General features: G+C 73.6%; 22 protein-coding genes. 14 read left to right on the forward strand and 8 right to left on the reverse strand.

Translation table 11 applies throughout. The annotated features are described in order from the left end of the window. The first annotated feature begins 242 nt into the window (after positions 1-242). The 6 genes from AMIR_RS02615 to AMIR_RS02645 all read left to right on the forward strand — a co-directional run bounded on the left by AMIR_RS02615 (position 243) and on the right by AMIR_RS02645 (position 9,251). Complete coding sequence (locus tag AMIR_RS02615; RefSeq protein WP_012783149.1) at positions 243-2,012, forward strand: ABC transporter ATP-binding protein; 1,770 nt, start codon at positions 243-245, stop codon at positions 2,010-2,012. Beyond that, a complete protein-coding gene (locus AMIR_RS02620) occupies positions 2,009-3,967 on the forward strand; it encodes an ABC transporter ATP-binding protein (protein ID WP_012783150.1) in 1,959 nt (652 codons plus the stop codon). The genes AMIR_RS02615 and AMIR_RS02620 overlap by 4 nt, the downstream gene beginning before the upstream one ends. 748 nt (positions 3,968-4,715) lie before the next feature. Next, positions 4,716-5,282: a TetR/AcrR family transcriptional regulator gene (locus AMIR_RS02630; protein ID WP_012783151.1), complete on the forward strand. Its 567-nt coding sequence runs from the start codon at positions 4,716-4,718 to the stop codon at positions 5,280-5,282. A gap of 368 nt (positions 5,283-5,650) precedes the next feature. Continuing rightward, positions 5,651-7,069, forward strand: a complete 1,419-nt coding sequence (locus AMIR_RS02635; RefSeq protein ID WP_012783152.1) for an APC family permease — start codon at positions 5,651-5,653, stop codon at positions 7,067-7,069. A gap of 96 nt (positions 7,070-7,165) precedes the next feature. Beyond that, a complete protein-coding gene (locus tag AMIR_RS02640) occupies positions 7,166-8,038 on the forward strand; it encodes an aldose 1-epimerase family protein (protein WP_012783153.1) in 873 nt (290 codons plus the stop codon). A 19-nt stretch (positions 8,039-8,057) separates the two neighbouring features. Further along, positions 8,058-9,251: an amidohydrolase gene (locus AMIR_RS02645; protein WP_012783154.1), complete on the forward strand. Its 1,194-nt coding sequence runs from the start codon at positions 8,058-8,060 to the stop codon at positions 9,249-9,251. Between the two features lie 82 nt (positions 9,252-9,333). On the opposite strand, the gene AMIR_RS02650 is transcribed toward AMIR_RS02645, so the two are convergent. Further along, positions 9,334-10,479 (reverse strand): acyl-CoA dehydrogenase family protein, encoded by a 1,146-nt coding sequence (locus tag AMIR_RS02650; protein ID WP_012783155.1) that lies wholly within the window; start codon positions 10,477-10,479, stop codon positions 9,334-9,336. An 82-nt stretch (positions 10,480-10,561) separates the two neighbouring features. Here AMIR_RS02650 and AMIR_RS02655 point away from each other — a divergent pair, with 82 nt between their 5' ends. From AMIR_RS02655 to AMIR_RS02670, 4 genes are all read left to right on the forward strand, one after another. Beyond that, a complete protein-coding gene (locus tag AMIR_RS02655; RefSeq protein ID WP_012783156.1) occupies positions 10,562-11,158 on the forward strand; it encodes a TetR/AcrR family transcriptional regulator in 597 nt (198 codons plus the stop codon). Then, entirely contained in the window at positions 11,155-12,093 is a 939-nt protein-coding gene (locus AMIR_RS02660; protein WP_012783157.1) for a carbohydrate kinase family protein, read from the forward strand. Before AMIR_RS02655 ends, AMIR_RS02660 begins: the two co-directional genes overlap by 4 nt. Before the next feature lie 270 nt (positions 12,094-12,363). Beyond that, a complete protein-coding gene (locus tag AMIR_RS02665; RefSeq protein WP_012783158.1) occupies positions 12,364-13,677 on the forward strand; it encodes a citrate synthase in 1,314 nt (437 codons plus the stop codon). A gap of 229 nt (positions 13,678-13,906) precedes the next feature. After that, positions 13,907-15,208 carry a cryptochrome/photolyase family protein gene (locus tag AMIR_RS02670; RefSeq protein WP_143761046.1) on the forward strand — a complete coding sequence of 434 codons (1,302 nt, stop codon included), beginning with the start codon at positions 13,907-13,909 and terminating at the stop codon, positions 15,206-15,208. A gap of 85 nt (positions 15,209-15,293) precedes the next feature. On the opposite strand, the gene AMIR_RS02675 is transcribed toward AMIR_RS02670, so the two are convergent. The 5 genes from AMIR_RS02675 to AMIR_RS02695 all read right to left on the reverse strand — a co-directional run bounded on the left by AMIR_RS02675 (position 15,294) and on the right by AMIR_RS02695 (position 19,870). After that, a complete protein-coding gene (locus tag AMIR_RS02675; RefSeq protein ID WP_012783160.1) occupies positions 15,294-15,938 on the reverse strand; it encodes a response regulator transcription factor in 645 nt (214 codons plus the stop codon). A 14-nt stretch (positions 15,939-15,952) separates the two neighbouring features. After that, positions 15,953-17,242 carry a sensor histidine kinase gene (locus tag AMIR_RS02680; protein ID WP_012783161.1) on the reverse strand — a complete coding sequence of 430 codons (1,290 nt, stop codon included), beginning with the start codon at positions 17,240-17,242 and terminating at the stop codon, positions 15,953-15,955. A 150-nt stretch (positions 17,243-17,392) separates the two neighbouring features. Continuing rightward, a complete protein-coding gene (locus tag AMIR_RS02685) occupies positions 17,393-18,634 on the reverse strand; it encodes an ABC transporter permease (RefSeq protein ID WP_012783162.1) in 1,242 nt (413 codons plus the stop codon). Beyond that, complete coding sequence (locus AMIR_RS02690; protein ID WP_084799092.1) at positions 18,631-19,476, reverse strand: ABC transporter ATP-binding protein; 846 nt, start codon at positions 19,474-19,476, stop codon at positions 18,631-18,633. Before AMIR_RS02690 ends, AMIR_RS02685 begins: the two co-directional genes overlap by 4 nt. Positions 19,477-19,609: 133 nt before the next feature. Beyond that, positions 19,610-19,870 (reverse strand): helix-turn-helix transcriptional regulator, encoded by a 261-nt coding sequence (locus AMIR_RS02695; RefSeq protein ID WP_012783164.1) that lies wholly within the window; start codon positions 19,868-19,870, stop codon positions 19,610-19,612. A 183-nt stretch (positions 19,871-20,053) separates the two neighbouring features. On the opposite strand from AMIR_RS02695, the gene AMIR_RS02700 reads away from it, so the two are divergent. The 4 genes from AMIR_RS02700 to AMIR_RS02715 all read left to right on the forward strand — a co-directional run bounded on the left by AMIR_RS02700 (position 20,054) and on the right by AMIR_RS02715 (position 24,560). Then, a complete protein-coding gene (locus AMIR_RS02700) occupies positions 20,054-20,497 on the forward strand; it encodes a YbaB/EbfC family nucleoid-associated protein (RefSeq protein WP_012783165.1) in 444 nt (147 codons plus the stop codon). Between the two features lie 20 nt (positions 20,498-20,517). Continuing rightward, entirely contained in the window at positions 20,518-20,826 is a 309-nt protein-coding gene (locus AMIR_RS02705) for a type VII secretion target (protein ID WP_012783166.1), read from the forward strand. Then, positions 20,823-22,607: a WXG100 family type VII secretion target gene (locus tag AMIR_RS39915; RefSeq protein WP_012783167.1), complete on the forward strand. Its 1,785-nt coding sequence runs from the start codon at positions 20,823-20,825 to the stop codon at positions 22,605-22,607. The genes AMIR_RS02705 and AMIR_RS39915 overlap by 4 nt, the downstream gene beginning before the upstream one ends. Before the next feature lie 753 nt (positions 22,608-23,360). Further along, positions 23,361-24,560 carry an amidohydrolase gene (locus tag AMIR_RS02715; protein ID WP_012783168.1) on the forward strand — a complete coding sequence of 400 codons (1,200 nt, stop codon included), beginning with the start codon at positions 23,361-23,363 and terminating at the stop codon, positions 24,558-24,560. On the opposite strand, the gene AMIR_RS02720 is transcribed toward AMIR_RS02715, so the two are convergent. Both AMIR_RS02720 and AMIR_RS02725 read right to left on the reverse strand, forming a co-directional pair. Continuing rightward, the gene (locus AMIR_RS02720; RefSeq protein ID WP_012783169.1) at positions 24,550-25,554 is read right to left on the reverse strand and encodes an NADP-dependent oxidoreductase; all 1,005 of its coding nucleotides are present in this window, start codon (positions 25,552-25,554) and stop codon (positions 24,550-24,552) included. The two genes, AMIR_RS02715 and AMIR_RS02720, sit on opposite strands and share 11 nt — an antisense overlap. A 55-nt stretch (positions 25,555-25,609) precedes the next feature. Beyond that, positions 25,610-26,365: a GNAT family N-acetyltransferase gene (locus AMIR_RS02725; RefSeq protein ID WP_012783170.1), complete on the reverse strand. Its 756-nt coding sequence runs from the start codon at positions 26,363-26,365 to the stop codon at positions 25,610-25,612. Between the last annotated feature and the right edge of the window lie 48 nt (positions 26,366-26,413).

Raw genomic sequence — 26,413 nt, forward strand, 5'->3', positions numbered from 1 at the left:
CCGGTCTCCGCCCCGGAACCGGCCGCCACCCGTCCGGCGCGAGCACGCTCAACCGCCCGCCCCGAACCGCCATCAACCTCCCCGCCGGGAACGCCATCGCCGGTTCGGAGAGCAGGAAACCGATCTCCACGGTTGACCTCCAGCGCACTGGAGCCCGCACCCTCGGTGGTGAAAAACCGGATGCCACCGGCAGGCCCGACTTCGTATTTTCGTATTGTCGAAGTGGAGCCGAGGGGGAACTCGTGAACGACCAACGTACTTCCACGGCCGCGACCCTGCGCAGGCTGTGGCCCTACCTGCGCCCCGTCAAGAACCCGATAGCCGTCAGCACCGGGGCCGCCGTGCTCGCCATGCTGTGCGGGCTCGGCATCCCGCTGGTCACCCAGCGGGTCGTCGACGGCCCGATCGCGCACCGCGACTTGTCCGCCCTCCCCTGGCTGATCGGCCTCGTCCTGGCGCTCGGCCTCGCCGAGGCCCTGCTCTTCTACACCCGCCGCAAGGTCATCGCCCGCCCCGCCTCGACCGTCGAGCTGGCCATGCGCACCGACCTCTACACCCGCCTCCAGGCGCTCCCGGTCTCCTTCCACGACCGCTGGCAGTCCGGGCAGCTGCTCTCCCGCGCCACCAGCGACCTCACCACCGTGCGCCGGTTCGTCGCGTTCGTGCTGGTGTTCCTGCTGGTCAACACCACCGTCATCGTCATCGGACTCGGCGTCCTGTTCTGGCTGTCGCCGCTGCTCGGCCTGGTGGCGCTGGTGTCCACCCTGCCGCTGATCGCCCTGTCCTACCTGTTCGAGACCCGCTACAAGGTCGCCGCCCGCCTCTCCCAGGACCAGGTCGGCGACCTCACCACCACGGTCGAGGAGTCCGTGCTGGGCATCCGGGTGCTCAAGGCGTTCGGCCGGGGCCCGCACCTGGCCGCCCGGTTCCAGCGCCAGGCCCGCGAGCTGCGCGGCACCGAGCTGGTCAAGGTCCGGGTGTTCGCCGCGCTGTGGGCCGCGCTGCTGGTGCTGCCCGAGCTGTCCATCGCGGGCCAGCTCGCCGTGGGCGCGTTCGGCATCACCTCCGGCACGATGACGGCGGGCACCCTCATCGCCGCCATCGCGGTCAGCGCCTACCTGCGCTGGCCGGTCGACTCGATCGGGTGGTTGTTGTCCGAGACCAACCAGACCGCGGCGGCCGTCGAGCGCTACTTCGAGGTGCTCGACGAACCGGTCGCGATCACCTCTCCCCCCTCTCCGAAACCGCTGGCCACGCCGGTGCGCGGGCACCTGCGCTTCGAGGGCGTCCGCTTCGGCCACCCCGGCTCGGACGACGAGGTGCTGCGCGGCGTCGACCTGGAGGTGCGGCCCGGCGAGACCGTCGCGCTGGTCGGCGCGACCGGGTCCGGCAAGACCGCGCTGACCGCGCTGGTGCCCAGGCTCGCCGACGTCACCGGCGGCCGGGTCACCCTGGACGGGGTCGACGTGCGCGAGCTGGACCTGGCCGAGCTGCGCCGGGTCGTCGGCACCGCGTTCGAGGAACCGGTCCTGTTCTCCGCCAGCGTCACCGAGAACGTCGTCCTCGGCGGCGGGGACGCCTCGCCGCACGCGGTGCGCGAGGCGCTGCGGGTGGCGCGCGCCGAGGAGTTCGTCGACGCCCTCCCGTGGGGCCCGGACACCCGCATCGGCGAGCAGGGCCTGTCGCTGTCCGGCGGCCAGCGGCAGCGGCTCGCGCTGGCCCGCGCGGTCGCGGGCAGACCGGCGGTGCTGGTGCTGGACGACCCGCTGTCCGCGCTGGACGTGCACACCGAGGCCGAGGTGGAGGCCGCGCTGCGCCGCGTGCTGCGCGACGTGACGGCGCTGGTCGTCGCGCACCGGTCGAGCACCGTGCAGCTCGCCGACCGGGTGGCCGTCCTCTCCGGCGGCCGGATCACCGCGATCGGCACGCACCGCGAGCTGCTCGCGGGCAACACCGAGTACCGCCACCTGCTGTCGACCCTGGCCGACGAGGACGAGGAGGTGCGGGTGTGAGCGCCTCAACCGGCAACGCGGAAGACCCCACCGGGACCAGGACCGGGACCGCCCAGGACCCGACCACCCCCGCCCAGGACCCGACCACCCCCGCCCAGGCCCCGACCACCACCGCCCAGGACCCGACCACCCCGCCCCCCACCGTCGACGGCTGGCGCGGCGTGGCCGCAGAGGAGGTCGACGCCCCCGACCACGCCACCGGCACCCGCCTGCGCGCCCGCTCCCGCCGCCTCCTCGGCTCCCTGCTCCGCCCCCACGCCGGCCTGGTCGCCCTCTCCCTCGCCCTGATGGTCGTGGAGAACCTGGTCCTGCTCGCGGGCCCGCTCCTGATCGCCGCCGCGATCGACCGGGGCGTCCCGGCCGCGCTCGACGGCGACCCGACCACCCTCGCCTGGTGCGTCGGCGGCTACGCCGCGTCCGGCCTGGCCGCCACCGTCCTGCGCTACGCGTTCGTGCGGCTCATCGGCCGCATCGGCCAGGACGTCCTGCTCGACCTGCGCCTGCGGGTGTTCCGGCACGTCCAGCGGCTGTCCGTGTCCTTCCACGAGCGCTACACCTCCGGCAAGGTCATCTCCCGGATGACCAACGACGTCGACTCGCTGCAGAACCTGCTCGACGAGGGCCTCGACGGGTTCTTCAACGCGATGCTGTCGGTGTTCGCGATCAGCGTCGTGCTGTTCGCGCTGGACGTGCCCATGGCGCTGTTCGTGCTGTCCGGGTTCCTGCCGCTGGTGCTGCTGGTCCGCTGGTTCCAGGCCCGCTCGGCGGCGGCCTACCGGGGCACCACCGGTTCGATCGCCAAGGTCGTCGTGCAGCTGGTGGAGACCATGAACGGCATCCGCGCCGTGCAGGCGTTCCGCCGCGAGCCGCGCAACGAGCGCATCATGGCCGACCTGAACGGCGCCTACCGGGACGCCAACGTCACCGCGCTCACCGTGGTCGCCACGTTCACCTCGGCCGTGCGCGCCATCGGCAACATCTCGCTCGCCGTCCTGCTGGCGTGGGGCGCGTGGCGGGTCGCGGAGGGCACCCTGGAGCTGGGCGTGCTGGCCGCGTTCACCCTCTACGTCCGGAGGTTCTACGACCCGATGGACAACATCGCCATGTTCACCAACGCCTACGCCGCCGCGACCGCCGCGCTGGAGAAGCTGTCCGGGCTGCTGGACGAGCGCCCGTCGGTGCCCGACCCGGTCGACCCGGTCCCGCTGGGGCCGGTGCGCGGCGAGGTCCGGTTCGAGGGCGTCGAGTTCCGCTACCCGGCCTCCGACTCGCTCGTGCTGCCCAGGTTCGACCTGCGCGTCCCGGCCGGGCAGACCGTGGCGCTGGTCGGCGCGACCGGCGCGGGCAAGTCCACGCTGGCCAAGCTGGTCGCCCGCTTCTACGACCCGACCGGGGGAGCGGTGTGGCTGGACGGCGCCGACCTGCGGTCGGTGTCCGACGCGGACCTGCGCCGGGCCGTGGTGATGGTGACGCAGGAGAACTTCCTGTTCGAGGGCACGGTCGCCGACAACATCGCCCTCGGCCGCCCCGACGCCACCCGCGAGGAGGTCGTCGCGGCGGCGGTCGCGGTCGGCGCGCACGACTTCATCGGCGAGCTGCCCGACGGCTACGACACCGACGTGAGCAAGCGCGGCGGCCGGTTGTCCTCCGGGCAGCGGCAGCTGGTGGCGTTCGCGCGGGCGTTCCTGGCCGACCCGGCGGTGCTGGTGCTGGACGAGGCCACGTCGAGCCTGGACGTGCCGACCGAGTGGACCGTGCAGTCCGCGCTGGAGACGGTCCTGGCCAGCCGGACGGCGTTCATCATCGCCCACCGGCTGTCCACGGTCCTGATCGCGGACCGGGTGCTGGTGGTCGACGGCGGCCGGGTCGTGGAGGACGGGACGCCCGAGGAGCTGATCGGGGAGCGGGGGCGGTTCGCGCGGTTGCACGAGGCGTGGCGCGAATCGCTCGCCTGAACCGCGTACCGCCCCGCTGACGGGGTAACCGGACGAGGTGGGGGGCGGGCGGCGACCCGTCCCCCACCTCCCTCGTCCACGGCCCCGCTCACCCTGCCCGTACCGCTCGCCCACCGCGTGGAACGCGGCCTTCGGCTCCCACCGCCGCTCGTCCAGCGCCCGCGCCACCATCCCCACCGCCCGCGCCCCGACGTCGCCCGCGCCCCGGAACGTCGCGCAGCCGAACTCGGTGATCGCCACCGGCTTCCCGCGCGCGACCACCCCCGCCACCGCGCCCGCGAACCGGTCGGCGATCCCGGCGGTGCGCAGCGTCAGCTCGGCGCCCGCGACCAGCACGACCTCGTGCCCCTCCAGCCGCAGCCGCTCGGCCCGGACCGCGCACTCCAGCAGCGCCTCGTGCAGCTCGTCGGCGTCCAGGTGCCCGGAGAGCGGCGAGCACCAGACCTCCAGCCCCAGACCCGCGGCGATCCGGGCGGCCAGCTCGACGCGGTCCAGGTCGCCGCCGGTGATCCGCACGGCCGTGCAGCGCAGGCCCTCGCGGATGGCCCGCAGGTCCCGCTCGACGTCCGCGCGCTCGAAGCTCTCGCGGGTGCTGACCAGCCCGTTGTGCCAGCCGGTGTCGTGGGTGATGCCCTTGGCGCGCATCGCACTCCCCCTCCTAAGGTACGTTCAGTACCTTCCTGGACGAAGCTAGCGCGCTGCCCACCGCCCTGTAAGGTACGCTCAGTACCTTAAAAAGGGGGAGACGATGCGCCGAAGGGGAGCCGAGCTGGAGCGCGCGGTGCTCGACGCCGCCACCGCCGAGCTGCTGGAGTCCGGGTACCGGGCGCTCACCATGGAGCGCGTCGCCAAGCGGGCGGGCACCAACAAGAACGCCCTCTACCGCCGCTGGCCGCACCGCGCCGCGCTCGCCGCCGCCGCGTACCGCGCGCTCGTCGCCGACACCACCCGCACCCCGGACACCGGCGACCTGCGCGCCGACGTGCTCGCCCTGCTCCGCGGCCTGGCCGCCGACCTGGCCTCGCCCCGCGGCGAGGTGCTCACCGGCATGGTCGCGGGCATCGCCGCCGAGGCGCCCGAGCTGCTGGCCGAACTGCGCGAGCTGGGCGCGCAGGCCGGTTCCGGGGTGTGGCTGACCGTCCTCGGGCGGGCCGTCGCGCGCGGCGAGGCCAGGCCGGAGGCGCTGCTGCCCAGGGTCGCGGGACTGCCGCTCGTGCTGCTGCGCAACGAGTTCCTGACCGGCGGTCCCCCCACCGACGAGGCGCTCGTGGAGATCGTCGACCAGGTCTACCTGCCGCTGGTGCGCGTCAGGTAGAGGCGGCTCGGGTGTGGGGGTGTTGCAAGGGCGCGACCAGTCTGGTGGCCTGCCCCGTCGGCAGGTGCCGTTGGCGCGGTGGTCGGCTGCTGTGGTCGCAAGGGCGCTGCGGTGGCGCTTGTGCCTGTTCCGCCTCGCTTCGCGAGGCGGGGCACGGACCCCGGCGGGTGAAGCACCCATCCGCCGGGGTCCGGCGCGAACCGGGTTCGCCGCTGAACGCACCCGTTCGCTTCACCGTCTAGTGGTGAATGCCGACCGTTCGGAGTAGGCCCCATCCAATCCCGCACGCTCTGGCACCACCTATGTTCCCCGAAAAGACGCAACTGTCACCCATTTGGATCGACTGTGACCGGGCACACTCAACTGGCATGGGGGAATCGGCAGGCAAGACCGAACGACCCGCGCAGCCCGAACAGCCCGCGCAGCCCGCGCAGCCCGAGCTGAACCGGGCCATCGGCCCCAAGCTGCTGCTGTTCTTCGTGGTCGGCGACATCCTCGGCACCGGCGTCTACGCGCTGACCGGCAACGTGGCGGGCAAGATCGGCGGCGCCCTCTGGCTGCCGTTCCTGATCGCCTTCGCCGTCGCGTTCCTCACCGCGTTCAGCTACCTCGAACTCGTCGGCAAGTACCCGAAGGCCGCAGGCGCCGCGCTCTACGCCCACCGCGCGTTCGGCGTCCAGTTCCTCACCTTCATGGTCGCCTTCGCCGTGATGAGCTCCGGCATCACCTCGGCCGCCTCGGCCGCGCTCGCGTTCGGCCGGACCTACCTCCAGTCCGTGCTCCGCGAGTTCTCCTCCGACTCGGTCACGGTCTCCGCGTCCCTGGTCGCGGTGCTGTTCATCCTCGGCCTCGCGGTGGTGAACCTGCGCGGCGTCTCCGAGTCGGTCAAGGCCAACGTCGTGCTCACCTGCATCGAGGTCTCCGGCCTGCTGATCATCATCGTGATCGGCGCGCTCGCGGTGGCCTCCGGCGACGGCGACCCGTCCCGCCTGGTGCAGATCGACCCGGCCCCCGGCCAGTCCGCGCTGATCGCGATCACCTCGGCGACCTCGCTCGCGTTCTTCGCCATGGTCGGCTTCGAGGACTCGGTCAACATGGCCGAGGAGTGCCGCGACCCGGTCCGCATCTTCCCGCGCGCGGTCCTGTGGGGCATGGGCATCGCCGCGCTGATCTACGTCCTGGTCGCGGTCACCTCGTCGCTGCTGATCCCCGCCGACGAGCTCGCCGCCTCCGGCAGCAACGCCCTGCTCAAGGTGGTCCAGGTCGGCGCGCCCTCGTTCCCGCTGTGGGTGTTCTCCCTGATCGGCCTGTTCGCCGTCATCAACTCCGCGCTGATCAACATGCTGATGGCCAGCCGCCTCGTCTACGGCATGGCGGGCGAGCGGATCATCCCGAGGTTCTTCGGCGTCGTGCACCCCACCCGCCGCACCCCGTGGGTCTCCGTCCTGTTCACCACCGGCGTCGCGATCGCCCTCGTCCTGACCACCGACATCGCCAAGCTCGGCGGCACCACCGCGCTGCTGCTCCTGGTCGTCTTCGCCATCGTCAACGTCGCCGTCCTGGTGCTGCGCAAGGACCGCGCCGACCACGAGCACTTCCGCGCCCCCACGATCGTCCCCGTGCTGGGCGCGCTCACCTGCGCCTACCTGGCCAGCCCGCTGTCCGGCCGCCCGTCCGCCGACTACCTGGTCGCGCTCTACCTGCTGCTCGCGGGCCTGGTGCTGTGGCTGATCAACCGGGTCACCCACGGCGTCGTCGAGGTCGACCCGGCCAAGCTCGGCAAGTGACCGGGAAAGCGATTTCCCGAACCCGCCCGAATCCGCACCCCTCACCCGGTCGTGGCGGCGCTGCGCCCCCGCCGCGCGTGCGTACGCTGTTGGTCCATGCTGGAGATCGCCCACGGCGGCGCGCGCGCCGTCATCGCCAAGGTTGGCGCCGGACTGAAGTCCTTCGAGGTAGACGGGGTGCCGTACGTCGAGACGTACGACGGCGAACCGCCGATGGGCAGCGGCGCGGTGCTCGTGCCGTGGCCCAACCGCACCGCGGGCGGCACCTGGGTGCTCGACGGTGCCGAGCAGCAGCTCGAGATCGGCGAGACCGCGCGCGGCAACGCCATCCACGGCCTGGTGCGGCACGCCGAGTGGACCGTCGTCGAGCACACCGGGTCCCTGGTGTCGCTGGAGGTCGGCGTCGAGGGCCAGGGCTGGCCGGTGCCGCTGCGCACCACCATCACCTACGCCCTGGACGACGAGGGCCTGACCGTCTCGCACGGCGTGCACAACCTCGGCTCCGCGCGCACCCCGTTCGGCGTCGGCACCCACCCGTACCCGAGGGCGGGCAAGTCCAGCACCGACACGTCCACGCTCACCCTGGCCGCCACCACCGTGCTGCCGCTGGACCCGGAGAGGATGATCCCCTCCGGGCCCGCCGTCCCGGTGTCGGGCGAGAGCGACTTCCGGGCCGCCCGCCTGCTCAAGGGCGTCGAGCTGGACACCCCGTTCGGCGGCTGCGAGCCGGTCGACGGCCTGGTGCGGCACCAGCTGCGCGGCCCGGACGGCGGCGTCGAGGTGTGGGCCGACCCGGACTTCAAGTGGGTGCAGGTCTACACCCCGGACAACTTCCCCGGCCGGGGCAGGGCGGTCGCGATCGAGCCGATGACGTGCCCGCCGGACGCCCTCAACTCGGGCGTCGACCTGCTGTGGCTGGCCCCCGGCGAGAGCTGGGCGGGTCGCTGGGGTTTGCGCCCGCTGGCCTAGAACATTAGCTTGGCTAACTATGAGCGTCGCTATCACGGGTGGGTACGTCGTCCCGGTCATCGGTGAGCCGATCGAGAACGGGACCGTGCTGGTCATCGACGGGAAGATCGCCGCGGTCGGCGCCTCGGTGGAGGTGCCCGACGGCGTGCCCACCGTGGACGCGAAGGGGTCCTGGGTCCTGCCCGGCTTCGTGGAGGCCCACGGCCACATCGGCGTCCACGAGGAGGCCGAGGGCTGGGCGGGCCAGGACACCAACGAGATGACCGACCCCAACGGCGCCCGCCTGCGCGCACTGGACGCCATCAACCCGGCCGACATGGGCTTCGCCGACGCCCTCTCCGGCGGCGTCACCACCGCCGTCATCAAGCCCGGCTCCGGCAACCCCATCGGCGGCCAGACCGTCGCGATCAAGTGCTGGGGCCGCACCACCGACGAGATGCTCGTGCGCGAGCCCATCAGCGTGAAGAGCGCCCTCGGCGAGAACCCCAAGCGCGTCTACGGCGACCAGAAGAAGCTGCCCTCCACCCGGCAGGGCGTCGCCGCCGTCATCCGCGACGCGTTCACCGCCGCCCAGGACTACGTCGCCAGGCGCGACGCCGCCGAGGGCCCGTTCGACCGCAACCCCACCCACGAGGTGCTCGCCAAGGTCCTGTCCGGCGAGCTGCCCTGGTGCCAGCACTGCCACCGCGCCGACGACATCGCCACCGCCCTGCGCCTGGCCGACGAGTTCGGCTACCGGCTCGTGATCAACCACGGCACCGAGGGCCACCTCGTCGCCGACCTGATCGCCGAGCGCGGCGTCCCGGTCATCGTCGGCCCGCTGTTCACCACCCGCTCCAAGGTCGAGCTGCGCCAGCGCACCCTGCGCACCCCCGGCGTGCTGGCCCGCGCGGGCGTCAAGGTCGCCATCACCACCGACCACCCGGTGATCCCGATCAACTTCCTGGTGCACCAGGCCACCCTCGCGGTCAAGGAGGGCATGGACCGGACCGCCGCGCTGGAGTCCATCACCACCAACCCGGCCGCCATCCTCGGCCTGGACGACCGGGTGGGCGCGCTCAAGCCCGGCCTGGACGGCGACGTGGTCATCTGGTCCGGCGACCCGCTCGACGTGATGAGCCGCGCCACGAAGGTGTTCGTCAGCGGTCGCGAGGTCTACTCCTACGAGGACGGCGAGGGCAAGGTCGCCGACCCGTTCTACCGCGAGGGCTGAGACGCTCCGTGAAGCGGGGCGGTGGCTGACCAGGAGGAAAAGCGCCTCCCGGTCAGCCGCCGCCCCGCTTCGCGGAACTGCCTCAGGCCTTGCGCAGCGCCCGCCCGATCACCACGCGCTGGATCTGGTTGGTGCCCTCGAAGATCTGGAGCACCTTCGCCTCGCGCATGTACCGCTCCACCGGGAAGTCCCGCGTGTACCCGGCCCCGCCGAGCACCTGCACCGCGTCCGTCGTCACCTTCATGGCCGCGTCCGTGCACACCAGCTTCGCCACCGCCGCCTGCCGGGTGAACGGCAGTCCCCGGTCCCGCCGCCGCGCCGCGTCCAGGTAGGTCGCCCGCGCCGAGTCCACCGCCGCGGCCATGTCCGCGAGCAGGAACTCCAGCCCCTGGAACTCGATGATCGGCCGCCCGAACTGGCTCCGGCCGCGCGCGTAGGCCACCGCCTCGTCCAGCGCCGCCTGCGCCAGCCCGACCGCGCAGGCCGCGATCCCCAGCCGCCCGGAGTCGAGCGCGCTCAGCGCGATCCGCATCCCGTCGCCCTCGGCCCCGATCAGCCGGTCCGCGCCGAACCGCGCCCCGTCGAACGTGAGCTGCGCGGTCACCGACCCGGTCAGGCCCATCTTGCGCTCGGGGGCCGCCGCGCTCAGCCCGTCCAGCTCGCCGGGCGCGAAGAAGCAGCTCACCCCGCGTCCGCCGGGCTCGCCGGTCCTGGCCATCAGGGTGTAGAAGTCGGCCACCCCGCCGTGCGTGATCCACGCCTTCGTGCCGCGCACCACGTACTCGTCGCCCTCGCGCACCGCCCGCGTGGACAGCGCCGCCGCGTCCGACCCGGCGTGCGACTCGGACAGCGCGTACCCGCCCAGCAGCTCACCGCCGAGCGCGTCCGGCAGCCACTTCGCCCGCTGCTCCGGCGTGCCGAAGTTCACCAGCGCGTACGACGACATCACGTGCACGGACAGGCCGACGGCGACCGACATCCAGGCCGTGGCCACCTCCTCCAGCGCCTGGAGGTACACCTCGTACGGCTGGGCGCTCCCCCCGAAGTCCTCGGGGTACGGGAGTCCCAGCAGTCCCACTCCTCCCAGCAGGCGGAACGCGTCCCTGGGGAAGCGGCCCTCCTCCTCGTGCAGCCCCGCCTTGGGGGCCAGTTCGTCCCGCGCGATCTCCCTGACCAGCGCGATCAGGTCCTCGGACTCGGTGGTGGGCAGCAGCCGCTCGGCTGGCATCGTCGACCTCCGCTCGGTACTCTGCCCAGTACTGTAGGACGTACCAGAGTACTAAGACCAGTGGTGTGAAAGAGTTCCGCTCATGACCTCGATCGTGGGACGCCCGCTGACGCCGAGGCAGGTCGACCTGCTCGGCAAGCTGGAGTCGCTCGTGCTCGCCGAGGGGTTCGCGCACTTCACGCTCGACGACCTCGCCGCCCGGCTGCACTGCTCCAAGTCGACGCTCTACGCGCTCGCCGCCAGCAAGGAGCAGCTCGCCGTCCGGGTCGTCCGCCGCTACTTCAAGGGCGCCGCCGAGCACATCGAGCGCCGCGTCGCCGACCTCAAGGACGCGCCCGCCAAGGTCGGCACCTACCTCGCGGTCGCCGCCGAGGAGCTGCGCCGCGCCAGCGCCCGCTTCCTCGCGGACGTCGCCGACTACGCGCCCACCCGCAGCACCTACGAGCGCAACGCCCGCGCCGCCGCCGCGCGCCTGCGCGAGTTCATCCAGGAGGGCGTGCGGGACGGGGTGTTCCGCGACGTCCAGGCCGTGCTCATCGCCGAGATGGCCGGGGTCCTGATCGAGAACATCCAGACGGGCGTCCTGCCCCGGCGAGCCGGGGTCACGGACGCGGAGGCGTTCACCGCCCTCGGTGAACTCCTGCTCGACGGGTTGCGCAGAGAACGGAGCCAGGGTTGATCGTCGTTGCTGGTGAGGCCCTCGTGGACCTCGTGCCCACGTCCGAGGGGAACCTCGCCCCGCGCCTGGGCGGGGGGCCGTTCAACGTGGCCGTCGCCGTCGGCAGGCTGGGCGTGCCGGTGTCGTTCCTGTCCAGGGTCTCGCGGGACCTGTTCGGCGACCGGGTCGTGGAGCGGCTGACCGCCTCGGGCGCGGCCACCGACCTGGTGACGCGCGGCCCCGAGCCGACCACCCTCGCGGTCGTCGGCCTCGCGGACGACGGGTCCGCCCGGTACACCTTCTACGTCGAGGGCACCGCCGACCGGCTCGTGGCCGACCCCGGCCCTCTTCCGAGTGATGTGCGCGCGGTGTCCTTCGGCACCCTGTCGATGGTCCTGGAGCCCGGCGCGAGCGCCTACGAGGCCGTCCTGCGCCGCGAGTCCGCGCGCGGCGCGCTCACCGCGCTGGACCCGAACATCCGCGCGAGCCTCATCCCGGACGCCGACGCCTACCGGGCCCGCTTCCGCTCGTGGCTGCCCGACGTCGGGCTGCTCAAGGTGTCCGTCGAGGACGCCCGCTGGCTCGCCGACCTCCCCGAGGACGCGCCCGAGGACGACGTGCTCGCCGCCGCCCGGCAGTGGCAGTCCGAGGGCCCGGCCGTGGTGGTGCTCACCCGCGGTGGCGACGGACTGGCCGTTCTCACCGGATCGGGCGAGGTGATCCACGTCCCACCGGTGGCCGTCCAGGTGGTCGACACGATCGGCGCGGGCGACACCGTGCAGGGCGCGCTGCTGGCCTGGCTGCACGACCACGACGCGCTGTCCGCCGAGGCGGTGCGCGGTCTGGACGGGGCGTCGTGGATCAGGGCGCTGTCCTACGCGGGCGCCGCCGCGGCCATCACCTGCTCGCGGGCCGGGGCCGAGCCCCCGTTCAAACGCGAGCTGGAGATGACCTAGCTCTCACCTCCCGTCCGGTGGAGGAACAGGGCAAAAGGGTTACGGTGGGGATGCGCGCCAGCTAACCGCGCATCCCTTGTGATGCAGGTCCCACCTCGCGGAATCGGTGCACTCCGCGGCTGAGGAGCGGGTCGACCCCCGACTAGCGTGACGCCAACTGCCAGGACCCCAACGGGGTGGTGCTGCGGAGCGGACGACCCACCGTCCGCGCTGCGGTCGTGCGCGACCAGCGCGAGAGCCACCCCGAACCGAGCGTGAGAGGGACTCTGCATGTCCGACGCGACGACTGCGCCGAACGACCCCCGTACCGTCGCGCTCCGCCACGACGGCGGAGAGCACGAGATGCAGCTGGTCCGGGCGACCGAGGGTGCCTCCGGCATCGACCTCGGCAAGCTCCTGGCCAAGACGGGCCTCGTCACCCTGGACAGCGGCTTCGTCAACACCGCGTCCTGCTCCTCCGAGATCACCTACATCGACGGCGACGCGGGCATCCTGCGCTACCGCGGTTACCCGATCGAGCAGCTCGCGGAGAAGTCCAACTTCCTGGAGGTCAGCTACCTGCTGATCAACGGCGAGCTGCCGACCGAGGCGCAGCTGGCCGACTTCTCCTCCAAGATCAGCAGGCACACCCTGCTGCACGAGGACCTCAAGCGGTTCTTCGACGGCTTCCCGCGCGACGCGCACCCCATGCCGGTGCTGTCGTCCGCGGTGTCCGCGCTGTCCACGTTCTACCAGGACAGCCTGAACCCGTTCGACACCAAGCAGGTCGAGATGTCGACCATCCGCCTGCTGGCCAAGGTCCCCACCATCGCGGCCTACGCCTACAAGAAGTCCGTCGGCCAGCCGTTCCTGTACCCGGACAACAGCCTGGGTCTGGTGGAGAACTTCCTGCGCATGACGTTCGGCTTCCCCGCCGAGCCGTACGACGTCGACCCCGACCTGGTGAAGGCGCTCGACCTGCTGTTCATCCTGCACGCGGACCACGAGCAGAACTGCTCCACGTCCACCGTGCGCCTGGTCGGCTCGTCCGAGGCCAACCTCTTCGCCTCCATCTCCGCGGGCATCAACGCCCTGTTCGGCCCGCTGCACGGCGGCGCCAACAGCGCCGTCCTGGAGATGCTGGAGAAGATCCGCAACGAGGGCGGTGACGTCGCCTCGTTCGTGAAGAAGGTCAAGAACAAGGAGGACGGCGTCCGCCTGATGGGCTTCGGCCACCGGGTCTACAAGAACTACGACCCGCGCGCCGCGATCATCAAGCGCACGGCCGACGACATCCTCGGCAAGCTCGGCGGCGACGACCAGCTGCTGGACATCGCCAAGGCCCTGGAGGAGGCCGCGCTCAGCGACGACTACTTCGTCGAGCGCAAGCTGTACCCGAACGTGGACTTCTACACCGGCCTGATCTACCGGGCGATGGGCTTCCCGACGAAGTTCTTCACGGTGCTGTTCGCGCTCGGCCGCCTCCCCGGCTGGATCGCCCACTGGCGCGAGATGATCAACGACCCGGCCACCAAGATCGGCCGCCCCCGGCAGATCTACATCGGCTCCCCGGCGCGCGACTTCGTGCCGATGACCGAGCGCTGAGCCAGGTCGCTGAGCCGCGTCGCTGAGCCCCGTCGCTGAACTAGGACGCTGAGCTGGGACGACGCCTCGTGGCGTCGGGGTCCGGCGCTCAGGTCAGGGCACCGGGCCGAAGCGGGAGCAGCTCCCGCGACGAGCACGTCGAGCGGGCCCGCACCTCCACCGGAGGTGCGGGCCCGCCGCTGTTCCCGATCGGGGCTCCCGCCTCCGGGTGAGCCGGGCGCGCTCCGTCATGCAGCCGGGTGGGGCCGCTCCTAGGGTCGGCCGGGTGACTTCCTCGACCGTGGTGTGGTTCCGCCGAGACCTGCGCGTGGAGGACCACCCCGCGCTGCTGGAGGCGGCGGACCGCGCGGACCGCGCGCTGGCCCTGTTCGTGCTGGACCCGAAGCTGCTGCGCCCGTCCGGCAAGCCCAGGACCGACTTCCTGCACCGCTGCCTCAAGTCCCTGGACGACCGCCTGGGCGGCAGGCTCATGGTGGTCGAGGGCGACCCGGTCGAGGTGGTCCCGGCGGTGGCGCGGGAGATCGGCGCCGAGACCGTGCACGTCTCCGCCGACACCGGCCCGTACGGCCGCAGGCGCGACGAGGCCGTGGGGGAGGAGGTCGAGCTGGTGGAGGCCGGGTCCCCGTACGCCGTCAAGCCCGGCCGGGTGCGCAAGGCCGACGGCACCCCCTACCGGGTGTTCACCCCGTTCTACCGGGCCTGGGCGGACCACGGCTGGCGCCGCCCCGCGGACACCGACGCGTCCACCGTGGACTGGATCAAGCCCCCGCGCAGCACCCGTCCCAGGGCGAAGGCCCTGCCGGACGTGGCCGAGCTGTGGGAGCGCTTCCGCGACGAGCGCCTGCCGGACTACCACCGCACCCGCGACATCCCCGGCGTGGACGGCACGAGCCGGTTCTCCGCGTTCCTGCGCTGGGGCGTGGTGCACCCCAGGACCCTCCTGGACGACCTCGGCCAGGACGAGGGCTCCAAGGTGTTCCGCAGCGAGCTGGCGTGGCGCGAGTTCTACGCCGACGTCCTCTGGCACCACCCCGCCAGCGCCCGCCACAACCTGGACCGCCGCTTCGACCGCATCGAGCTGGACGAGGACCGCGACCACTTCGACGCCTGGCGCCAGGGCCGCACCGGCTACCCGATCGTGGACGCCGGGATGCGCCAGCTGCTGGAGGAGGGCTGGATGCACAACCGGGTGCGCATGATCACGGCGAGCTTCCTGGTCAAGGACCTGCACCTGCCGTGGTGGTGGGGCGCCCGGCACTTCATGGAGCACCTCGTCGACGGCGACCTGGCGTCCAACCAGCACAACTGGCAGTGGGCGGCGGGCAGCGGGACCGACGCGGCCCCCTACTTCCGGGTGTTCAACCCGATCACCCAGGGCCAGAAGTTCGACCCGAAGGGCGACTACATCCGGCGCTACGTCCCGGAGCTGCGGGACGTGGCGGGCAAGGCGGTCCACCAGCCGAGGGACCCGATCGTGGACCACGCCCACGAGCGCCAGGTGGCCCTGGACCGCTTCGCCGCGATCAAGTAGCCGCCGCCTGCCCGCGCCAGCGCTTGCCTGCCTGCCCACGCCCGCCCGCGCCTGCCCGCCGCCCGCCGTGCCGCCTGCCCGCCCGTCACGAGGCCCGCAGGTAGGCGAGCACCGCCAGCACCCGCCGGTTCCCCTCCACCCCCGGCGGCAGCCCGAGCTTGAGCAGGATGCTCCCCACGTGCTTGTGCACCGCGGCCTCGGTGACGCCCAACCGCCGCCCGACGGCCGAGTTCGCCATCCCCTCGGCCACCAGCGCCAGCACCTCCCGCTCCCGCCCGGTCAACCGGGCCAGCGGGTCGCGCCGCCTGCCCAGCAGCGACCGGACCACCTCGTGGTCGATCACCGTCCCCCCGGCGGCGACCCGCCTCAGCACGTCGACGAACTCGGCGACGTCCACGACCCGGTCCTTGAGCAGGTACCCGACCCCCTGCCCGTCACCGGACGAGAGCAGCTCCTCCGCGTACTCGCCCGCCACGTACTGGCTGAACACCACCACCGGCAACCGGGGGTCGTCCGCCCGCAGCCGGACCGCCGCGCGCAGCCCGTCGTCCCCGTCGCCCGGCGGCATCCGGACGTCGGTGAGCACCAGGTCGGGTGAGCCGGCGGCCACGGCGTCGAGCAGCGCGGGGGCGTCCCCGACCGAGGCCACCACCTCGATCCCGAACCGCCGCAGCACCTCCTCCACCCCGGCCCGCAGCAGCACCCCGTCCTCGGCCAGCACCACCCGCACCGCGCCCCGCCCCCTCAGCCGCTCAGGGGCAGGGTCGCCCGCAGCACCGTCGGCCCGCCCACCGGGCTGGACAGCGACAGCGCCCCGCCCACCACCGCGACCCGGTCCGCCAGCCCGGTCAACCCGCTCCCCGCGGCCGGATCGGCCCCACCCCGCCCGTCGTCCAGCACCTCGACCACCACGCCCCCGCCCTCGATCCCGGCCCGCACGCGCACCTCGCCCGCGCCGCTGTGCTTGACCGCGTTCGCCACGGCCTCGGCCACCACGAAGTAGGCCACCGACTCCAGGTGCGCGGGCGGCCGGGTCGGCAGGTGCGCCCGCAGCGTCACCGGCACCACCGACCGGTCCGCCAGCTCGGCCAGCGCCGCCCCCAGCCCACGATCGGTGAGCACCGCCGGGTGAATCCCCCGCACCAGCTCCCGCAGCTCCACCATCAACCGCTTCGCCTGGTCGTGCGCCGCCGCCACGTCCTCGTTCTCCGGCAGCTCCGCCTTCGCCAGCCCCAGCCGCAACGTCAACCCCACCAACCGCTCCTGTGCCCCGTCGTGCAGGTCCCGCTCGATCCTGCGCCGCTCGGCGTCGAACCGGTCCACCAGCCGCGCCCGCGACCCCGCCACCTCGGCCAGCTCGGCCCGCAGCGCCTCGTCACCGCGCAGCAGCACCCGCCCGACCACCAGGTGCCCGGCCCCGAGCAACCCCACCGCGTACGCCAGCACCGGCGCCAGGGCGATCCCGGCCGCCGTGAACCACAGCCCGTCCGCGGGCGTCACGGCCCGCCACCCCAGCACCACCAGCGGCGAGTCCGGCGTGACCAGCAGCGGGGCCAGCAGCATCGCCAGCGGCACCCCGCCCGCCAGCAGCAGCACCCCGCCCAGCCCGGTCCCGGCCAGCGCCAGCAGCACCGCGTACCCGGTCTCCCGCCAGGCCGCCGCCGTCAGGTACCGGCTCCGCACCCAGGCCCCGAGCCCCGGCGCCTGCCGCACCGCGGCCAACCGGTCGTCCCCCAGCAGCACCAGCCGCCACCGCTCCGCCCACGCCACCGGCGCGGACAGCACCGGCAGCGCCGCCGCCAGCACCGCCCCGAGCAGCAGCGCCGCCACCGGCACCACCCCGCCCACCACCTCGCCGCGCACCACCTTGACCACCACCGCCGCCCACAGCACCCCCACCGGGGCGAGCGGCAGCGCCGCCACCGCCGCGACCAGCGGCGTCGTCAGCGCGTGCAGCAGCGCCCGCCACGGCCACACCGAGACCAGGAAACCCTTGCGCCGCAACGCGCCCACCACGTCCCGCGATTCGTCCACACCGCGGAACGCTAACGACGCGGGGGCGCGGGGTCTGCCACGCCAGGGATAGTCTTCGCGCTACCGCCGGCGCTACCCCCGAACGGCCTCACCGGCGCGGACTCACCGCCGGGACGCTTCCTGCGCCTACCCCCGCGCCTACCCCCGCGCCTACCCCCGCGCCGACCCCTGCGCGGCGCCCCGCGGCGACCGCAGCGCGTCCCGCAGCCGCACCCGCGCCCCGGTCCGCAGCACCGCGTTCGCGTACACCTTCCCGCCGACCCACACCACACCCGCCGCGGCCCCCAGCGCCAGCGCCACCGCCAGCACCACCTGCCACGCGGGCGCGGCCCCGATCGCCATCCGCCCCGGCATCAGGATCGGCGCGAACGGCGGCAGCACCGACAGCACCGCCACGAGCCTGCTCGCCGGGTCCCTGACCAGCAGGTTGAACCCCACCACGAACGCGATCACGATCAGCATCGTGATCGGCGTCAGCACCGACTGCACCTCCTCCTGCCGCGACACCAGCGACGCCGCCGCCGCGAACACCGTGGCGTACAGGAAGAACCCCAGCAGGTACCAGAGCACCCCGATCAGCAGCGCCCCGCCGGTCGGCCCGTCCACCGCGACCACCCCGGCGGCCGACGCCAGCCCGAGCCCGATCGCGCCGATCAGCAGCAGCTGCGCCAGCCCGACCGCGCCGAGCCCGATCACCTTGCCCATCAGCAGCTGCGCGGGCCGCAACGTCGACAGCAGGATCTCCACGACCCGGCTCGACTTCTCCTCCACCACGCCCTGGGCGACCATCGTCCCGTAGACCAGCAGCGAGTAGTACAGCAGTCCGGCGATCACCAGCCCGATCACCAGCCGCTGCCCGACCATCGGGTCCTCCGGGTCCAGCGCCACGACCCGCACCCGCGCGTCCGCCACGTTCTGCTGCACCCGCGCCGGGTCCAGCCCGGCCTCGGCCAGCTGCGCCGCCAGCACCTGCTGCTTCACGATCAGGTCGACCGCGTTCGCCAGCGACGGGTCCAGCCCGTCCTTGACCAGCACCCGCAGCGCGTCCGGCGCGCCCAGCACCAGCGCGTCAAGGTCCCCTGACCGCACCAGCTCCTCGCCCGCCGCCGAGTCCGGCACGTCCACGACCTCGACCTCGCGCCCGAGCGAGCGCGCGGTCTCCTCCAACGGCTGCGCGAGCACCGTCGCCTGCCCGTTCAGCCCGACCACCGACGTCGACGCCGAGGTGAACAGCAGCGCCTGCAGCGCCACGAACCCGGCCATCGCCGCGATGATCACCACCGTGCCGATCACGAACGACCGGGTGCGCACCTTGCTCAAGAACTCCCGGCGCGCCACCAGGAACACCGCGCGCACCGGGGACAGCGCGCGGCCGGGGGACGGTGCGCTCATGCGGCGCTCTCCTCGCTGGTGACGACGCTGCGGAACAACTCGGTCAGCGACGGCCGCTGCCGGGAGAACTCGTGCACCGGCCCGGTCGCCAGCGCCGCGCCCAGCACCACCTGGTCGTCGGCGCCCGGCGCCAGCTCGACCACGGTGCGCGCGCCCTCGTGCCGCGCGGACAGCACGCCGGGCACCACGTCCGCCCAGCCGGGCGGCGCGCCGGGCGCCTCCACGACCAGCCGCTCCACCCCGCCCGCGCGCAGCTCGTCCACGGTCCCGCAGGCCACCATCGCCCCGCCGCGCACGATCCCCACCCGGTCGCACAGCCGCTCCACCAGGTCCAGCTGGTGGCTGGAGAACACCACCGGCACCCCGGCGGCGGCCTGCTCGCGCAGCACCTGGCTCATCACGTCCACCGCCACCGGGTCCAGCCCGGAGAACGGCTCGTCCAGCACCAGCACCTCGGGCCGGTGCACCAGCGCCGCCGCCAGCTGCACCCGCTGCTGGTTGCCCAGGCTCAGCTTCTGCACCTCGTCGCGCCGCCGCTCCCGCAGCCCCAGCCGCTCCACCCACAGCTCGGCCGACCGCAGCGCCTCGCCCGGCGCGACCCCGTGCAGCTCGGCCAGGTACACCAGCTGCTCCAGCACCCGCATCTTCGGGTAGAGCCCGCGCTCCTCCGGCATGTAGCCGATCGACCGGCGGGTCCGCAGGTCGATCGGCGCGCCGTTCCACCGCACCTGCCCGGAGTCCGCCTCCAGCACGCCCAGCGCGATCCGCATCGTGGTGGTCTTGCCCGCCCCGTTGCTGCCGACGAACCCGAACAGCTCGCCCGCCCGCACCTCGAACGTCATCTCCCGCAGCGCGACGACGTCCCCGTAGCGCTTGGAGACCCGGTCGACCTCCAGCAGCCCTCGTGACGGCGACCCGTGCGGCGGCAGCCCGCGCAGCCCCTGCGACACCCTCGCTCCTCCTCGCTCACCGGGATCACCGGCGGTAGACCTGGGTGGACAGCGGTTCGAACGGAGCGCGGCCGAACACCGCCTCGACGGGCAGCCCGAACACCTCGCAGATGCGCAGCGCGAGGTCCAGGCTCGGGTAGTGGTCGCCGCGCTCCAGCGCGCCGATCGTCTGCGGGTTCACCTCCACCGCCTCGGCGAGGTCGGCCCGGCTCAGCCCGCGTTCCGCGCGCAGCACGCCGATCCGGTTGTGGATGGGCTGCTCGGAGCCCCGGCGCACCGGACTCATGGACGAAGTGTTGCGAAAACCCAACAGCTCGGCAACCTGACCGCACGACCGGCGGGCCATTCCCCCGGATGGCCCAATTCGGCCACGCGCGGGTGAAACGATGGGGCCGCCGGAACCGAATCGAACGACGACGGGTCGAACCGGCACAGGGCGGGTGAGCCCGGTGTGCGATGAGGGGTGCAGATGGAGCCGGACCAGTGGCTCGCGCAGTACGGGCAGAAGATCGAGCAGGCCAAGCGCGAGGCGGCGCAGACCGAGGCGAAGCTCGGCGGGGTGGGCGGCAGCGCCACCTCCCCGGACGGGCTGATCACGGTCACGGTGAACGCCTCCGGTGCGCTGACCGACCTGATCCTGCGCCCGGCGCTGCGCGGTGAGGACCCGGAGCGGATCGCGGCGGCCGTGCTCAAGGCCGTCGCCGAGGCGCAGCGCGCCGCGGCCGGGCAGGTCGTCGAGATCGTGTCCGAGCTGGTCGGCGACAGCCCGGCCCTGGAGTTCGTGAAGTCCCGGATGCCGAACGGCTATTCGGGTGACGGCACGGACCCGGTGGAACCGGCTCCCGAGGTGCAGCGTCGGGACACCAGGCCCGACGACGACTACTTCACCAACCCGCCAGACGTGATGGCCTAGAAGAGCCGGGGGACAGATCGATGTTCGACTCCTTCAACGTGAGCCCGGAGCAGATCCGGGGGCACGCGGGAACGGTCGACCAGCTGACGCAGCGCATGGTCACGGCGACCCAGACCGCCGACCCCTCCCTGGCGACCGACGCCTTCGGGATCTTCGGGTCGTTCCTGGCCGAGTTCCTGCTCAAGCAGGCGGGCGTCTCCCAGGACATCCTCGGCCAGGCCGCCGAGACCGTGGCCGACATGTGCCAGGGGCTCAAGGAGGTCGCCGACCTGTACGAGAACGTCGACCTCGACAACGCGTTCGGCTTCACCGGAAAGGCGCGCGGATGACCCCCCAGGCAGGCACCGACGTCTCGACCGCCCAGCAGCGCGACCCGGCCAACCTGGTCGGCGACGTCAAGGGCACCGCCGACGCGATCGAGCGCGGCGACTGGGTCGCGGCCGGGCTCGGCATGGCCAACGCCGCCATGAGCGTGGTCGGGCTGGCCGGCAACCCCATGGGCGGGTTGGTCTCGGCCGGGTTCAGCTGGGCCGTGCAGCACGTGTCGTTCCTGAAGGAGCCGTTCGACGCGCTGCTGGGCAACCCGCAGGCGATCACCAAGATGTCCGACAGCTGGGCCAACGCGGCCAAGCAGGTCGAGTCGATCGTCGCCGACTACCGGCGCACCTCGGTGGAGGAGACGAAGGGCTGGCGGGGCCGGTCGGCGGACGGCTACCGGGCCGCCGCGACCAAGCACTCGTCCGGCCTGGAGACGCTGGCGAAGGCGGCCAAGGGCATCTCCACGGCGGCCAAGGGCGCGGGCGAGCTGGTCGGCACCGTCCGCAAGACGATCATGGACCTGATCGGCAAGGCCGTCTCCGAGATGGTCATGAAGATCATCCAGTGGCTGTCGGTGTCCTGGCTGACCTTCGGCGCCTCCATCGCCGCGGCCATCGGCGACATCGTGCGGATGGCGTGCGACTACGCGAAGAAGTTCGTGGACTTCCTGCAGAAGCTCGCGACCTCGCTGAAGAAGCTCATCGACATGATCAAGTCCGTCGCGCAGATCGCGCAGACCGCCAAGCAGGTCCTGCAGGCGATCACCGCGATGACGCACTCCAACTCGGCGGGCGCGGCGGGCGCGGGCGCGGCCGGGAACCCCAGGCTCAGCGCGGGCGGCCTCGGGCTGACCGGCGAGCAGCTGGCGAACATGGACCGGGGGGCGAACACCCGGTACAGCGAGAACGGCAGCGGGAGCACCTGGACCAGCGGCGCCAACGGCGCGGGCGGCGGAGCCGCGGTGAACCAGCCGGGTGCGCTCGGGCCTGGTGCGGGCGCGGGGGCTGGTTCCGGCTACGACGGCGGTTACGGCGGCGCGGGCGGCAGGCCGGTCGTGTCCCAGCCGCCCGTGGTCGGTGGCGGTTTCGGTGGGGTCGGCGGCGGTGCCGGCGGTTCCTACGGGGGCTCCACGGGCGGTTCGTCGGTGTCCAGGCCGCCCACGGTCGGTGGCGGTGTCGGCGGTTCCGGTGGGTCGGGCGGCTACGGCGGCTCCGGCGGCGGTGCCGGCGGTTCGGCAGGCGGCCACTGGGAGCCCGGCCGCTGGGTGCCCGCGGGCAGCGGTGTCACCGGCGTGACCCCACTGCCCGCGCGCGACGTCACGCACGCGACCAACACGACCCCCACGATCCCCCCGCTGACCACGCCCCCCATCCCCACCGTGAAGCCGTTCGGCGGTGACCTCGGTGGCGGTGGCGGTGCCGGCGGTGGTGCCGGTGGCGGCGGCGGCCCGATGCCCAGCTTCGGCGGTGGTGGCGGCGGCTTCGGCGGTGGTGGTTCCGCAGGCGGCCTGGGCGGCGCAGGCGGCGCCACCCCCCAACCCATGCAGGCAGGCGGAGCCTCCGGCGTCCTCCCGTCCGGAGCGGCAGGCGGCCCCGCGCCAGGCGCCCCCGGCGGCGCCCCGGCGGGCGGCGCACGAGGCGCAGGCGGCGGCATGGGCATGATGGGCGGAGCCCCGATGGCCCCGATGGGGGGCCAGGAGGGCGGCAAGGACCACCAGCGCAAGGTCCGAATCCAGGGCGACCCCCTGGCCGAGGAGCCGCCGAAGGCGGCAAAGCCGGTAATCGGCGAATAACCCCGCCCGCTGTGGCGACGGAGTGCCAACCCGAAAGGGCCGCCCACCTGGGCGGCCCTTTCGCATTGGCCCTCAACGCAGACACAGGCGCAGGCGTAGGCACAGACGCAGGCACGGTGCCCGCACTCGGCCCTCACCGGACCCCTGGCCCCCACCTGGCCCCCACCCGGCCCCTGGCCCCCGCCCGGCCCTCACCGGACCCCTGGCCCCCGCCCGGCCCTCACCGGACCCCTGGCCCCCGCCCGGCCCTCACCGGACCCCTGGCCCCCGCCCGGCCCTCACCGGACCCCTGGCCCCCGCCCGGCCCTCACCGGACCCCTGGCCCCCGCCCGGCCCCTGGCCCTCACCCGACCCCCGCCCGACCCCTGGCCCCCACCCGACCCCCGGCGGCCCTCACCCGGCCCGTGCCCTGCCTGCGCCTTGCCTGTGCCTTGCAAGGTTGAACGGACCGTTCAACCGAGATCCTGTGCCACACCAACCGCCTCGAACCCCGTGCCGCCCGTCGCCACGCGCCACGCGCTAATCGCCACTCGCCGCCAGCCACTTGCTGCCAGCTGTCGCCCGTGGCCCGTCGCCCGTCGCCCGTGGCCCGTGGCCCGTCGCCCGTCGCCCGTCGCCCGTCGCCCGTCGCCCGTCGTGAGCTTCCCGCCCCCACCCCCCGCCCGCCACAAGCAGCCCCGCCAGCCGCCCCGCGCTCACCCCACCCCCGCCAACTCACCCCCCACCCCCCACCCAAAGGACTAGCGTCACCCCGTGCCCGGAGACCTGCTGATCCGCTCAGTCCGCCCGTGGCCCGCCGACCCCGGTGCGCCGACCGTCGACGTCCTCTGCTCGAACGGCACCCTCACCGCCTTCGGCCCGCACCTCCCCGCCCCACCCGGCGCCACCGTCGTCGACGGGCGGAACGGCGTGCTCCTCCCCGCCTTCACCGACGCCCACGCGCACCTCGACTCCACCCGCCTCGGCCTCCCCTTCCGCCCGCACTCCGCAGGTCCCGGCCTCACCGCCCTGGTCGACAACGACCGCCGCCACTGGCGCGCCGACGAGCCCGTCGCCGACCGCGCCACCCGCACCCTCGGCCGCACCATCGCCTCCGGCGCCACCCACGTGCGCAGCCACGCCCAGGTCGACGTCGACTCCGGCCTCGAACGCCTCGAAGGCGTCCTCGCCGCCCGCGAGGCCCACCGCGACCGGGCGCTCGTGCAGGTCGTCGCGTTCCCCCAGTGCGGCATCCTGCGGGAGAAGGGCACCGCCGACCTGCTCGACGCCGCGCTGCGGGCGGGCGCCGACCTGATCGGCGGGCTCGACCCCGCCTCCGTCGACCGCGACCCCGTCAAGCACCTCGACACCGTCTTCAGCCTCGCCGAGAAGCACCAGTGCGGCGTCGACCTGCACCTGCACGACGACGGCACCCTCGGCGCGTTCCAGATCGAGCTGGTCTGCGAGCGCGTCGCCGCCCTCGGGATGCGCGGCGAGGTCACCATCAGCCACGCGTTCGCCCTGTCCACCGTCGACGACCACCGCCAAGGCCTGCTCGTCGACCTCCTCGCCGAGCACGACGTCGCCGTCACCACCGTCGCCCCCGGCGCCCGCGACCCCCTGCCGCTGCACCGCCTGCGCCGCGCGGGCGTGCGCCTGGGCCTGGGCCAGGACGGCATCCGCGACCACTGGTCCCCCTACGGCGACGGCGACATGCTCGGCCGCGCCTGGCAGCTCGCCTACCGGGGCGGGTTCCGCCGGGACGACCAGGTCGAGATGTGCGTCGACATCGCCACCAGGGGCGGCGCGGCCGTGCTCGGGGCCCGCCTCGGCCTCACCGAGGGCTCGCCCGCGTCCGTCGTGGTCGTGCCCGGCGACACGGTCACCGCCGCCGTCATGGACCGCGCCCCGCGCGCGCTCGTCGTGCACGCGGGGCGCGTCGTCGCCAGGGACGGCGAGCTGGTCAGAACCTGACCAGCGCCTTCCCGGTGTTCTCCCCGCGCAGCATCCCGATGAACGCCGCGGGCGCGTTCGCCAGCCCGCCCTCGGTGACCGTCTCGCGGTAGCGCAGCTTCCCCTCCGCGATCCACCCGCCCACCTCGCGGGTGAACTCCTCGCGCAGGTGCGCGTGGTCGCTGACGATGAACCCGCGCAGGGTGGCGCGCTTGCCCACCAGCAGCCCCAGGTTCCTCGGCCCGGCGGGCGCCTCCTCGGCGTTGTACGCCGAGATCGCCCCGCACAGCGCCGCCCGCGCGCCCGTGGTGAACGCCGTGATCGCGGCCTCCAGGTGCTCGCCGCCGACGTTGTCGAAGAACACGTCGACCCCGTCCGGGGCCGCCGCCGCGAGCTGCCCGGCCACGTCCCCGTCCCGGTAGTCGAACGCGGCGTCGAAGCCCAGCTCGTCCACCAGGTACCGCACCTTCTCCGGCGACCCGGCGCTGCCCACCACCCGCTTCGCCCCGCGCAACCGGGCGACCTGCCCCGCGACCTGCCCGACCGCGCCCGCGGCTCCCGACACGAACACCGCGTCGCCCTCGCGCATCCCGGCGACCTCCAGCAGCCCCACCCACGCGGTCAGCCCCGGCATCCCCAGCACGCCGAGGTGCGCGCCCAGCGGCGCCGCGTCCGGGTCGACCTTCCGCGCCCCCGAGGCGGGCACCGCCGCGAACTCGCGCCACCCCAGCCCGTGCAGCACGACGTCCCCCGGCGCGAAGTCCGGCGACCGCGACTCGACCACCTCGCCGACCGCCCCGCCGTCCAGCGGCGCGTCCAGGGCGTACGGCGGCACGTACGACTTCGCGTCCCGCATCCGCCCGCGCATGTACGGGTCGACGCTCATCAGGAGGTTGCGCACCAGCAGCTCCCCGTCGCCCGGCGCCGGGACCGGGACCTCGACGAGCGCGAAGTCCGACTCGGTCGGGAAGCCCTTCGGACGGGCGGCCAGGTGGATCTCGTGCGCGGTGGTCATGCGCTTCTCCCTGCGGTGGGTTGCGGACGTCCCCTCACCGCGGGTCAACGCGCCGTCACGCCGCGCTCTTCCCCGCCACCCCGCCCGCCTTCGGCTCACCGGACCGCGCCACGTCCGGGTCGAGCACGGACAGCTCCCGGTAGGCGTACCCGAGCCGGGTGTACACGCCGATCGCGGTGGGGTTGTTCCGGTCGACCATGAGCGCGCACCCGCCGTGCCGCTCCAGCAGCTCGGCGGTGACGAACGCGCACAGCACCGACGACAGCCCCTGGCGGCGGAACCCCGGATGCGTGGCGACCCCACCGATGAACCCCACCCCGTCGGTGGACCACGCGTCGGCCGCCACCGCGGCGAGCACCCCGCCGACCCTGATCCCGGCCCACCTGGTCGCACCCGGCTCACCTGGCCACACGTAACTGTGCGGGCTCGCCGCGCCCAGCAGGGCGGTCACCTCGGGCCAGTCCGACTCGGGCAGCCAGGCGCACTCCGGGGCCCGCTCCGGCAGGTCGCCGGGGTCGGCGCGCTCCATCCAGCCGAACGCGGCCCGCACCGGCACCCCCAGCCCGGCCGCCAGCTCGCTGGTGACCAGCGGCGACAGGCCGGGGGCGTAGTGCTCGTCGAGGAGGGCGCGGACGTCGTCGGGGGAGCCGTCCAGGACGAGCCGGTCGTGCCGGTTGAGCGCGGGGGCGAGGACCGCGACCGCGTCGCCGCGGGAGAACGCGCGCCCGTCCCGACCGGGGACGAGGACCTGGGCGGACCAGCGGATCAGCGCGCCGCGCGCGGACAGCTCGGAGGGGTGGTGCAGACGCATGGGGGCATCATCACCCGCGCCGGGTGCGGCTCGGGTCGCCGGGAGGTG

Origin of the sequence: Actinosynnema mirum DSM 43827, from assembly GCF_000023245.1 — a bacterium.
GTDB classification, from domain to species: domain Bacteria; phylum Actinomycetota; class Actinomycetes; order Mycobacteriales; family Pseudonocardiaceae; genus Actinosynnema; species Actinosynnema mirum.